The organism is Brotaphodocola sp. (assembly GCF_983179755.1).
Genome location: NZ_CFAHBC010000002.1, coordinates 183,729 through 195,949 on the forward strand (window position 1 = coordinate 183,729; position 12,221 = coordinate 195,949).

Sequence of the window (12,221 nt, forward strand, 5' to 3'; positions counted from 1 at the left end):
CTAATTGAGAAAGATCAGAATAAAAGGAGACGATAGAGATGAAGAAATCATGGATGAAAGTGGCAGTTCTGACACTTGCAATGTCCGCAATGTCTGTGACAGCAAGTTTTGCAGGAGAGTGGGGGAAAGTTGGTCAGAGATATTTTTACTATCAGGAGGACGGCACGGTTGCGAAGAACCAGTGGATCGAGTCTGCTGATGGAACCGGAAAATACTGGGTCGGTGTGGACGGTGTGATGGCAGCCGGTCAGTGGGTGAATACCGATGATGCCTGGTACTATGTGGGCGAGGATGGACTGTGCCTGACGAACCAGATGCTCAAGCAGAACTCCGACCTTTACTGGCTCAAGGAAGATGGAAAGATGGCAGTTAACGAGTGGGTTCAGAATGAAGAAGGCAAGTGGTATTACATGCAGGCAAATGGTCGTGCGATCAAGAATGGCTGGAAGCTGATTGATGGAGATTATTATTATTTCCTGAAAAACGGAGTTATGGCAGTGGATGCACTTGTTCCGGGCGGTTACCGGGTTGGTGCAGATGGAAAATGGGTGCAGAACTAAATTCTTCTTGTTTGTATGACATTGATGAGTAAGAACAGCAACAGGAGAGCATGAAATCCGATAAAGAGGGATGTAGATGAGAGGAAAGAGACGGTCAGCGGGACTGACAATACTGACGGTGGTATTTTTTCTTATAATGACGGTTCCGGCATATGCGAAGACCGGCTGGGTCTATAATGGTTCTGCGTGGAATTATTACAGCGCAGACGGGACACTTGCACAGGATCAGTGGCTCAAGGATGGGGACTCCCTGTTCTGGATTCAGGGAGACGGGACAATGCTTGTCAGCGAGTGGCATCAGGATGGAAAGACCTGGTACTGGTTTGATGCGAGTGGCTGTGCAGTCACCGGTTGGCAGCAGATTAATGGAAAATGGTATTATTTTTTTGAGGATCACACAATGGCAGTGAGCCAGTACATCAACAGCTACTATGTCGGCAAGGATGGTGCCTGGATTCAACAGTAAGATTCAGCAGGAAAATTTAAAGGAACAGTAAATTTGCAGGTCGAGACACACAGAAATACAAAAAGAACTGCAAAGAAAACTGCAAAGAAAACTGCAAAAAGAATTACAAGAAGAATTGTGAGAAGAAAATCGGCAGGATTGTGGGGACAGAGATCTCCACGGATCCTGTCTTTTTTTGTATGATAGGAAATTGCATTCTATCATATAAAAACGCTCCGCGAGGATGCGCCAAGGCACATTCTTTTTCATTTTATGGCAAATCAGATTGATCGGATCCTGTGAGATTTTGGGAAAATAGGACGTTTCTTGGCGCATTTCCATAACTTGAAATTATGCAGTCAATTCCAATCTCGTATGGATTTTCTGGAATAAATTCGGGGGAGAGAGTTGAAAAAAGCCATCAAATGCGTTAATATGGGAAGAAACGACGCAGCTCAAATATCTGCTGGCGTCGACTTGAAAAACGGAGAAATAGAGGGAGAAAAGCCATGGACTGTAAGATTGTAACGATTCCTGGAGATGGAATTGGACCGGAGATTGTTCGAGAGGCATGCAAGGTACTGGACCGTGTCGGCGAGGTATACGGACATAAATTTAATTATACAGAGATCCTGATGGGAGGCTGTTCCATTGATGCATATGGAGTTCCGCTGACCGAGGAGGCACTGAATACAGCAAAACAGAGCGATGCAGTCCTGCTTGGAGCAGTTGGCGGTAACGTGGGAAATTCAAGATGGTACGATGTAGCACCGAATCTGAGACCGGAGGCTGGACTTCTGGCAATCCGTAAGGGTCTGAATCTGTTTGCAAACATTCGCCCGGCTTACCTCTATAAGGAGCTTGCAGAGGCATGTCCGTTGAAGAAAGAGATCATCGGAGATGGATTTGATATGGTCATTATGAGAGAGCTGACCGGCGGTCTCTACTTCGGAGAGCGTCACACCGAGGAAGTGGACGGATGTCTTCAGGCAACCGATACCCTGACCTACAATGAGAAGGAGATCCGTCGAATTGCAGTCAAGGCATTTGACATTGCCATGAAGCGCAGAAAGAGCGTAATCAGCGTAGATAAGGCAAACGTCTTAGATTCTTCCAGACTTTGGAGAAAAGTTGTCGAGGAGGTTGCAAAGGATTATCCGGAAGTAACACTGAGCCATATGCTTGTCGACAACTGTGCAATGCAGCTTGTCATGAACCCGGGTCAGTTTGACGTAATTCTGACTGAGAACATGTTTGGAGACATCCTCTCTGATGAGGCGAGTATGATTACCGGTTCGATCGGAATGCTCTCTTCCGCAAGCCTGAATGAGACGAAGTTCGGTCTCTACGAGCCGAGCCACGGATCTGCACCGGATATTGCAGGAAAGGACATTGCAAACCCGATTGCGACGATTCTCTCCGCAGCAATGATGCTGAGATATTCCTTCGATCTTGACGAGGAGGCGGATGCAATCGAGAAGGCAGTACAGAAGGTCCTGACAGACGGATACCGCACCGCTGACATTATGGCAGATGAATGCAAGAAAGTAGGAACTACCGAGATGGGCGATCTGGTAGCAGGAAATATCGAGAAATAAAAAGAGTGAAAGCTAATTGGGTTATTTGATTAGAAATCAGAAATTCAGAAATTCACATACAGTACAGGAGGAGTCAAAAATGAGAAGTGATAACGCAAAAGCTGGAATGCAACAGGCACCGGCACGTTCCCTGTTCCGCGCGTTGGGACTGACGGACGAAGAATTAGAGAGACCGTTAATCGGTATTGTGAGCTCCTACAATGAGATTGTACCGGGACATATGAACCTGGATAAGATTGTAGACGCCGTTAAGCAGGGTGTGGCAATGGCAGGAGGCGTTCCGATCGTGTTCCCGGCAATCGCAGTATGTGATGGTATTGCAATGGGACATGTGGGAATGAAGTACTCTCTGGTGACGAGAGATCTGATCGCAGATTCCACCGAGTGTATGACAATGGCTCATCAGTTTGATGCCCTTGTCATGGTTCCGAACTGTGATAAGAACGTTCCAGGACTTCTGATGGCAGCAGCTCGTTTAAACATCCCGACCGTATTTGTCAGTGGTGGTCCGATGCTTGCAGGTCATGTGAAAGGACGCAAGCGCAGTCTTTCCAGCATGTTTGAGGCAGTTGGCTCCTACGCAGCAGGCACGATGACTGAGGAGGATGTAAAAGAGTACGAGTGCAAGGTTTGTCCGACCTGTGGTTCCTGCTCCGGTATGTACACCGCAAACAGCATGAACTGTCTGACAGAGGTTCTCGGAATGGGTCTTCGCGGAAACGGCACGATCCCGGCTGTATATTCCGAGCGTCTTGTTCTTGCAAAACATGCCGGCATGGCAGTTATGGATATGCTCAAGAAGAATATCCGTCCGCGTGACATCATGACCGAGCAGGCGTTCCGCAATGCTCTGACGATGGATATGGCACTTGGATGCAGTACGAACAGCATGCTTCATCTGCCGGCAATCGCACACGAGGCTGGTGTTGAGCTGAACGTTGACATCGCAAACGAGATCAGTGCAAAGACTCCGAACCTGTGTCACCTTGCACCGGCAGGTCCGACCTACATGGAGGATTTGAACGAGGCAGGCGGTATCTATGCCGTTATGAAAGAGATAAGCAAGCTCGGACTTCTGAACCTCGATTGTATGACCGTAACCGGAAAGACTGTTGGCGAGAACATCAAGGATGCTGTCAACCATAATCCGGAAGTCATCCGCACAATTGACAATCCGTATTCCAGGACCGGTGGTATCGCTGTTCTTCGCGGAAACCTTGCACCGGATTCCTGCGTGGTAAAACGTTCTGCTGTTGTTCCGGAGATGCTTGTGCATGAGGGACCGGCCCGCGTCTTCGACTGCGAGGATGATGCGATTGTCGCAATCAAGAGCGGTAAGATCGTGGCTGGTGATGTCGTTGTCATCCGTTACGAGGGACCGAAGGGAGGCCCGGGAATGAGAGAGATGCTCAACCCGACTTCCGCAATCGCAGGAATGGGACTTGGCTCTTCCGTAGCACTGATCACAGACGGACGTTTCTCCGGAGCATCCAGAGGAGCATCCATCGGACATGTATGCCCGGAGGCGGCAGCAGGTGGTCCGATCGGTCTGGTAGAGGAAGGCGACATGATCGCAATCGACATCAATGCGAATACGATCACGCTGAAAGTATCCGATGAGGAACTGGCAAGACGTCGTGCAAACTGGACTCCTAAGAAGAAAGAGGTTACCGGATATCTGAAGCGTTACGCACAGCTCGTGACAAGCGCAGACAAGGGAGCAGTATTGCAGGGAAATTAATGTGAGATAAAGGGGAGTGTTTGCTATGGCGGAGACGAGAGTACTCAATGGCTCGGAGATCGTGATTGAATGCCTGAAAGAGCAGGGTGTCAAGACGGTATTCGGTTATCCGGGCGGAGCAATTTTAAATATTTATGATGCGCTTTACAAGCATCAGGATGAGATTCATCACATTCTGACCTCACATGAGCAGGGCGCAGCACATGCAGCAGACGGCTATGCGCGTGCAACTGGAAAAGTCGGTGTCTGCTTTGCAACTTCCGGACCGGGTGCAACAAACCTGGTTACCGGTATTGCAACTGCATACATGGATTCTATCCCGATTGTTGCGATCACCTGTAACGTTGGTGTGAGCCTGCTTGGACGTGACAGTTTTCAGGAGATCGACATCACCGGCGTGACGATGCCGATCACAAAATATAACTTCATCGTGAAGGATGTCAGCAAGCTCGCAGACGTTGTCCGCAGAGCATTCAAGATTGCTCAGAGCGGACGTCCGGGTCCGGTTCTGATCGATATCACGAAGGATGTGACCGCAGCAGAATATCCATATGAGCCGAAGACTCCGGAGCCGATCCTTCCTCAGACAGACACGATCCGCGAGGAGGACATCGAGACTGCACTTGACCTGATTCGCAACGCAAAGAAGCCGTTTATCTTTGTCGGCGGTGGTGCAGTTCTGTCAAATGCATCCGAGGAGCTTCGCACTCTGGCACATCGGATTCAGGCTCCGGTTGCCGATTCCCTGATGGGAAAAGGCGCATTCGACGCAACTGACGAGCTCTACACCGGTATGGTCGGCATGCACGGAACAAAGACTTCCAACTTCGGAATCACCGAGTGTGATCTGCTGATTGTTGCGGGCGCACGTTTCAGTGACCGTGTAACCGGAAATGCATCCAAGTTCGCAAAGAATGCAAAGATTCTTCAGATCGATGTCGATGCGGCAGAGATCAACAAGAACATTCGCACCCATGCGAGCGTTGTCGGAGATTTAAAGACGGTTCTGAGAAAACTCAATGCCCGTCTTGACCCGATCAACCATGAGGAGTGGCTTGCTCATATTGAGCGTCTGAAAGATATGTATCCGCTTCGCTACGACAAGAGCCAGCTGACCGGTCCGTTTATCATGGAGACGATCAGCGAGCTGACACAGGGAAATGCAATCATCGCAACTGAGGTTGGCCAGCATCAGATGTGGGCTGCCCAGTATTACAAATACAGAAAACCGAGAACCCTTCTGACGTCCGGCGGTCTCGGCACGATGGGCTACGGCCTTGGTGCTGCGATGGGCGCGAAGATGGGATGTGGAGATATGGGATGTCCGGATACTCCGGTCTTCAATATTGCCGGTGACGGATGCTTCCGCATGAACTTAAATGAGCTTGCGACGGCTTCCCGTTACAACATTCCGGTGATTGAAGTGGTCATCAACAACCACGTTCTCGGCATGGTGCGCCAGTGGCAGACGCTGTTCTACGGAAAGCGTTATTCCGCGACGGTGCTTGACGATCAGGTTGACTTTGTGAAGACCGCAGAGGGACTTGGTGTCAAGGCATACCGCGTGACCGGAAAGGACGACTTAAAGGGTGTTCTCGAGGAAGCGATGGCTCATCAGGGTCCGGTTGTGATTGACTGTCAGATCAATTGTGACGACAAGGTATATCCGATGGTATCCCCGGGCGCTCCGATTCAGGATGCCTTTGATGATACAGATTTAAAGATTAATTAGTAACCAACAATCGAATAGCGAGAGAGTACGTCTGAAAAACATCAACAGGGTTTTTCAGATATACTCGGAAACATGTCAAACTGCATGCGGGAGTCCGCTCCCGCATATGTAGTGGTAGTGCTTCTATTTACAGAATGGTTTGTCATTTTATTTGTGTCATTCTGTGGATGAAACATGAAGGAAAACTCTAAGAGAGAACAGAGAGAGGGAGGAACAAACGTGGGAAGAGTGTATAATTTTTCGGCTGGCCCGGCTGTACTGCCGGAGGAAGTTCTGAGAGAGGCAGCAGAGGAGATGCTGGACTATAAGGGAACCGGTATGTCCGTGATGGAGATGAGTCATCGCTCCAAGGCGTTTGAGACGATCATTCAGGAGGCAGAGCAGGATCTGCGTGATCTGATGAACATTCCGGATAACTACAAGGTTCTGTTTTTACAGGGTGGTGCACATTTACAGTTTTCAGCGATTCCAATGAACCTGATGAAGAATCGCGTTGCTGACTATATCATCACGGGTCAGTGGGCGAAGAAGGCGTACAAAGAGGCTCAGAAATACGGAAAGGCAGTTGCGGTTGCGTCAAGTGAAGACAAGACGTTCAGCTACATTCCGGATTGCTCCGATCTGCCGATCGATGAAGATGCCGATTACGTTTACATCTGTGAGAACAACACGATTTACGGAACGAAGTTCAAGACTTTGCCGAACACGAAAGGAAAACCGCTTGTATCTGATATCTCTTCCTGTTTCCTGTCTGAGCCGGTTGATGTGACGAAATATGGTCTGCTCTACGGTGGTGCTCAGAAAAATGTGGGACCGGCAGGTGTTGTCATTGTGATTGTCAGAGAGGATCTTGTGACCGAGGATGTGCTTGACGGAACTCCGACGATCTGCATGTACAAGACTCAGGCAGATGCAAAATCCCTTTACAATACTCCGCCGGCATATGGCATTTATATCTGCGGAAAGGTCTTCAAGTGGATCAAGAAGCAGGGTGGCCTTGAGGCGATGAAGGAGTACAACGAGAAAAAGGCAAAGATTCTCTACGATTTCCTTGACCAGAGCAAGCTGTTCCACGGAACGGTTGCAAAGGAAGATCGTTCTCTGATGAATGTTCCGTTTGTAACCGGTGATCCGGATCTCGATGCAGAGTTTGTAAAGGAGGCAGCTTCTGCTGGATTTGTGAACTTAAAGGGACATCGCACGGTTGGCGGTATGCGTGCAAGTATCTACAACGCAATGCCGATCGAGGGCGTACAGAAACTGGTAGAATTCTTGAAGAAGTTTGAGGAGGAACATCAGGCATGAGAAAAATTCACTGCTTAAATGCAATTTCCAAGCATGGCATCGACCTGCTGACAGCTGACTATGAGCTGACTGACAATGTGAAGGAGGCAGAGGGCATTCTTGTCCGCAGTGCATCTCTTCATGAGATGGAGTTCCCGAACTCTCTGCTGGCAGTTGCCCGCGCCGGCGCAGGTGTCAACAACATCCCGCTTGATGCTTGTGCACAGGAAGGTATTGTTGTATTCAATACTCCGGGTGCAAATGCAAATGCAGTAAAAGAGCTGGTAATCGGCGCTTTGATGCTGGCTTCCCGCGATATTCTCGGAGGAATCAACTGGTGCATCGACAATGCAGAGGATGCAAATATTGCAAAGTCTGTTGAGAAAGCGAAGAAGGCCTTTGCCGGATGCGAGATCCGCGGAAAGAAACTAGGCGTGATCGGTCTTGGTGCGATCGGTGCAGAGGTTGCAAATGCCTGCGCCGGTCTCGGCATGGAAGTATATGGCTACGATCCGTTTATCTCGGTTCAGGCAGCATGGATGCTTTCAAGAGATGTCAAGCACACGACGAGCCTCGACACGATTTTCCAGGAGTGCGATTACATCACGCTTCATGTGCCGGCACTTGACAGCACAAAGGGTATGATCAACAAGAATGCCCTTGAGCAGATGAAGGATGGCGTTGTCGTTCTGAATTTTGCTCGTGACCTTCTCGTTGACGAGGACGCAATGGCAGAGGCACTTGCATCCGGAAAAGTAAAGCACTACATGACCGATTTCCCGAACACAAAGTCTGTACATATGAAGGGAGCAATTGTCACCCCGCATATCGGTGCATCCACGGCAGAGTCTGAGGACAACTGTGCAAAGATGGCAGTGAAGGAGATCATGGACTATATCGAGAACGGAAATATCCGCAATTCCGTAAATTATCCGGCATGCGATATGGGTGTGAAGAAGACCGTTGCCCGTGTGGCAGTTCTGCATCTGAATATTCCGAACATGATCGGTCAGATTACCGGTGTCCTCGCAGGTGGCGGAATCAACATTTCCGACATGACGAACAAGAGCCGTGATAAATATGCATACACGCTGATGGATCTCGAGTCCGTTCCGGATGACATTCTTGTTCAGAAGCTGAACGCCATTCAGGGGGTTCTGCGCGTGCGCGTTCTGTAAATATAATGCGCAGTGATTCTGATCAGAAGATGTCAGCAGAGCTGACCAGAATTACGCGCCAGGTCGATACCTGCATCGTCATAAATCTATTATTCCAAGAGCCGTTTGAGATCGACTCTCCCCCAGCCCTGCTGGTTGTGGGAGAGCCCGAGATCGACGGCTCTTTCTCTTAGGCGGAGCTTTACATCGCGGTTTGACATTTCTGGATATTTTTCGAGAAGCAGGGCAATCGCGCCGGTGACGAGAGGGGTCGCCATGCTTGTTCCGCTCTTTGCAATATATCCCTGTGACGAGGCGCAGCAGCTTGTGATCGAAGCGCCCGGGGCGATGATGTCCGGTTTGCAGATACAGGCACAGGTAGGTCCGCGTCCTGAGTAGTGAACCATGCGATTTCCCATAATCAGGATCTCTTTCTCATCATCGGAACAGCCAACCGTGATGACTTTTCGGCTGATCCCCGGAGTTGTGATCGAACTGCGTTCAGGTCCACGGTTTCCGGCGGCGACAACGACGACAAGTCCGGCATCCCAGGCGGTATCGACTCCGCGGACGAGGACGGAATTTTCGCCCATATTTCTTCGGGAAAACGAGCCGACAGAGATATTGACGATCCGAATGCCAAATTGTTTCTGATGCTGGCGAATCCAGCGCAGACCGGCGAGGACATCCGAGGCGCGACCGCTTCCCTGACGATCGAGCACTTTGACAGGAATGAGCGTGCATCCGGGGGCAATTCCGCGAAAACGCCCATCGGAAAGACTGCCATTTCCCGCAATAATTCCGCAGACATGGGTGCCATGTCCATTGTCGTCATAGGGCAGAGCTCTGTGCCCGAGAATATCGCAGAAAGCCCCGATCTGACCGCTAAGATCCGGGTGGGGAGCACAGCCGGTATCAAGCACGGCGACTCCGACGCCGGCTCCGGTCAAATTACAGTCGTCATTTCCGTTTATGAGAAGTCTTGCATGATCCATGAGAATCCAATTTCCCGGACACACCTGAGCGTGTGCCTGAAACGCCTTTCGTTGTTATTATAGGATATTCAGAAAAAAGAGTCCTGACATCGAAAATTGATCGAGAGGATTACCGGAAATAATCTTAATAATTTCTTCAGAATCTATTTAAACAATATACATTTTTTTCCGAAAATGATGTGTTATACTAAAGCCATAATAAATGCAGGAAACAATCCTTAGTCCTTTTTGAAATCGGAATTCCTAACACGAACAAACACCCTGTGTCCCCCATCACGACACAGGGTGTTTGTGACAGCAGGTTTTTAAATAAGTCTTTGTAAAGTTCATAAATTTTTATCTGTTTTACTCATGGCGCATCGCCGGAGATTCATAATTTATTATAAGTATTTCATTCATAAAGTTTTTTGTATACAAGATAATCGAATAATCCTTTTTTGCAATATAATTTTTATAAATGTATGAGAGAAGGTGAAAATAAAGAGAACAGGCTCTGACGGCGGGAAAGATTCTGCAAATCCGTGTGAGACGTTGGTGTTTAGACCGCGTAGCTTGCGGTCTTATGCACCATTACGTCGAACCCGGAGCGCGAGCGTATTTGCAGGACTTTATCCGCCGGACAGAGCCGTAAGAAAAAGAAAAAACAGTTGACAGAATCTAAAGATTATACTATGATTATAAGCAAAGAAAGAACGTATGTTCGCATGGAGGAAGACATGAATAAAGATGATAAGCTGAAAGCATTGGATGCGGCGATTACACAGATTGAGAAGTCCTACGGCAAGGGATCGATCATGAAACTTGGAGATTCCGGAGCAAATATGAATATCGAGACGACTCCGACCGGCTCGATCAGTCTGGACATTGCACTCGGACTGGGCGGTGTGCCGAAGGGACGTGTGATTGAGATTTACGGACCAGAGTCGAGTGGTAAGACGACGGTTGCACTTCATATGGTGGCAGAGGTACAGAAGAGAGGCGGAATTGCCGGATTCATCGATGCAGAGCATGCCCTTGATCCGCTTTACGCGAAGAACATCGGTGTCGACATTGACAATCTCTACATTTCCCAGCCGGACAACGGAGAACAGGGTCTTGAGATCACCGAGACGATGGTGCGTTCCGGTGCAGTGGACATCGTGATTGTCGATTCCGTTGCAGCCCTTGTTCCGAAGGCGGAGATCGACGGCGAGATGGGTGACTCTCATGTAGGTCTTCAGGCACGTCTGATGTCTCAGGCTTTGCGTAAGCTGACCGGTATCATCAGCAAGTCGAACTGTTCCGTGATTTTTATCAATCAGCTCCGTGAGAAGGTTGGTATCATGTTCGGAAACCCGGAGACGACGACTGGTGGACGTGCGTTGAAGTTCTATTCTTCCGTTCGTCTGGATGTGCGCCGTGTCGAGGCAATCAAGCAGGGCGGTGAGGTTGTCGGAAACCATGTCCGCGTCAAGGTTGTCAAGAACAAGATCGCTCCGCCATTCCGTGAGGCAGAGTTTGACATCATGTTTGGTCAGGGCATCTCGAGAGAGGGCGACATCATTGATCTGGCGGTGAAGGACAATGTAGTTGAGAAGAGCGGTGCCTGGTATGCCTACAATGGAGCAAAGATCGGTCAGGGTCGTGAGAACGCGAAGGCTTATTTGAAGGAGCACCCGGAAGTATTTGCGGAGGTCGAGCAGAAAGTTCGTGAGATCCATGGTCTTCAGGGAAGTCCGGTGATTGCAGAGTCTGCAAAGACCGCAGATAAGGCAGAGACTGACGGTGAGGAGTAGGAATAGAGGCTGGAGCGGTGCGGGTCTCAAAGAGGATGTAAGCTCGGAATATGGTTTCAGTAACAGCAATAGTCTTAGCCTGAACGCAGGTGCTGGTACAGGTAACAGTACAAAAACAGATACCGGCACGAAAGGTACAAGGTCACGCACTCGCGAGAAGAGAAGTGCCAGAGAGAGCGCACTCGCTCTTCTCGAGTATCGGGATCGCACGGAGCAGGAGCTGAGACAGAAACTTTTAGATCGGGAATATTCGAAGGACGAGATCGAAGAGACCGTTCGCTTTTTGAGAGAATACCGTTATCTCGATGACGAAGCCTATGCGATGCGGTTTATCCGCTCCCAGTCCGGGAAAAAGAGCGCGCGTCAGATCCGCGCAGTCTTAGAGCGAAAAGGCGTGAGCCGGGAGATCATCGCCTCCTGTCTCGAGGAGGAGCCGGTTGATGAGGAGAGTCAGGTTCGTGTCTTCCTTGAGAAGAAGGGATACCGCGCAGGAGAGAAACTTGAGGCGGATGTCTATCGCAAACTGACCGCATCGCTTGCAAGGCGTGGTTTTTCCTGGAATGTGATCCGCCGAACAATGGACGAGATGAAGGTGGATTTTGACGAGAAATAAGCGGATTTTTGCGGAAATAAAAGTTACATAGAGGGTTGGCGCAGACCCCTGTTACGCTTGACATAATGCATAAAACAGTTTAAAATTGTAGTGTTGTATTGGTGTACAATGAAAACTAAATAAGGAGGTGCTCCTGTGTCATGATAGTAATAGCGGTTATACTAACACTGTGTGTTGTGGCGCCTATTAGCTGGTTTTTGGCAGTTGCGAATCGGAAGAAGACTTACGAAGCAAAGATCGGGACTGCGGAAGAAAAAGCCAGAGAGATAATAGATGAAGCGTTAAAGACGGCAGAGACAAAGAAGCGAGAAGCTCTCCTGG

11 protein-coding genes are annotated in these 12,221 nt (G+C 49.3%); 10 read left to right on the forward strand and 1 reads right to left on the reverse strand.

The genetic code is table 11. The features are described 5' to 3' along the window. Window positions 1–38 precede the first annotated feature (38 nt). From AC4EVX_RS01980 to AC4EVX_RS02010, 7 genes are all read left to right on the forward strand, one after another. Window positions 39–560, forward strand: coding sequence for a hypothetical protein (locus AC4EVX_RS01980; RefSeq protein ID WP_177978253.1), 522 nt, complete (start codon window positions 39–41; stop codon window positions 558–560). 76 nt (window positions 561–636) lie between these two features. Then, window positions 637–1,026, forward strand: a complete 390-nt coding sequence (locus AC4EVX_RS01985; protein WP_177978329.1) for a hypothetical protein — start codon at window positions 637–639, stop codon at window positions 1,024–1,026. Window positions 1,027–1,514: 488 nt separating this feature from the next. Further along, window positions 1,515–2,603: a 3-isopropylmalate dehydrogenase gene (leuB, locus tag AC4EVX_RS01990; protein WP_177978254.1), complete on the forward strand. Its 1,089-nt coding sequence runs from the start codon at window positions 1,515–1,517 to the stop codon at window positions 2,601–2,603. Window positions 2,604–2,682: 79 nt separating this feature from the next. Then, window positions 2,683–4,344 carry a dihydroxy-acid dehydratase gene (gene ilvD, locus AC4EVX_RS01995; RefSeq protein ID WP_177978255.1) on the forward strand — a complete coding sequence of 554 codons (1,662 nt, stop codon included), beginning with the start codon at window positions 2,683–2,685 and terminating at the stop codon, window positions 4,342–4,344. A gap of 25 nt (window positions 4,345–4,369) precedes the next feature. Further along, window positions 4,370–6,076: a biosynthetic-type acetolactate synthase large subunit gene (ilvB, locus tag AC4EVX_RS02000; RefSeq protein ID WP_177978256.1), complete on the forward strand. Its 1,707-nt coding sequence runs from the start codon at window positions 4,370–4,372 to the stop codon at window positions 6,074–6,076. Window positions 6,077–6,295: 219 nt separating this feature from the next. Continuing rightward, on the forward strand, window positions 6,296–7,381 hold the full coding sequence (gene serC / locus AC4EVX_RS02005) for a 3-phosphoserine/phosphohydroxythreonine transaminase (RefSeq protein ID WP_490159447.1): 1,086 nt from the start codon (window positions 6,296–6,298) through the stop codon (window positions 7,379–7,381). Then, window positions 7,378–8,538 carry a phosphoglycerate dehydrogenase gene (locus tag AC4EVX_RS02010; protein ID WP_490159448.1) on the forward strand — a complete coding sequence of 387 codons (1,161 nt, stop codon included), beginning with the start codon at window positions 7,378–7,380 and terminating at the stop codon, window positions 8,536–8,538. The genes serC and AC4EVX_RS02010 overlap by 4 nt, the downstream gene beginning before the upstream one ends. An 89-nt stretch (window positions 8,539–8,627) precedes the next feature. On the opposite strand, the gene AC4EVX_RS02015 is transcribed toward AC4EVX_RS02010, so the two are convergent. After that, window positions 8,628–9,512 (reverse strand): S8 family peptidase, encoded by an 885-nt coding sequence (locus AC4EVX_RS02015; protein ID WP_490159449.1) that lies wholly within the window; start codon window positions 9,510–9,512, stop codon window positions 8,628–8,630. Window positions 9,513–10,228: 716 nt separating this feature from the next. Between AC4EVX_RS02015 and recA the strand changes: the two genes are divergently transcribed. The 3 genes from recA to AC4EVX_RS02030 all read left to right on the forward strand — a co-directional run. Next, a complete protein-coding gene (gene recA, locus AC4EVX_RS02020; RefSeq protein ID WP_177978260.1) occupies window positions 10,229–11,287 on the forward strand; it encodes a recombinase RecA in 1,059 nt (352 codons plus the stop codon). Continuing rightward, the gene (locus AC4EVX_RS02025) at window positions 11,277–11,900 is read left to right on the forward strand and encodes a regulatory protein RecX (protein WP_490159450.1); all 624 of its coding nucleotides are present in this window, start codon (window positions 11,277–11,279) and stop codon (window positions 11,898–11,900) included. The genes recA and AC4EVX_RS02025 overlap by 11 nt, the downstream gene beginning before the upstream one ends. Window positions 11,901–12,040: 140 nt before the next feature. Then, the coding region (locus AC4EVX_RS02030) for an Rnase Y domain-containing protein (RefSeq protein ID WP_490159451.1) at window positions 12,041–12,221 on the forward strand (181 nt) is incomplete at its 3' end.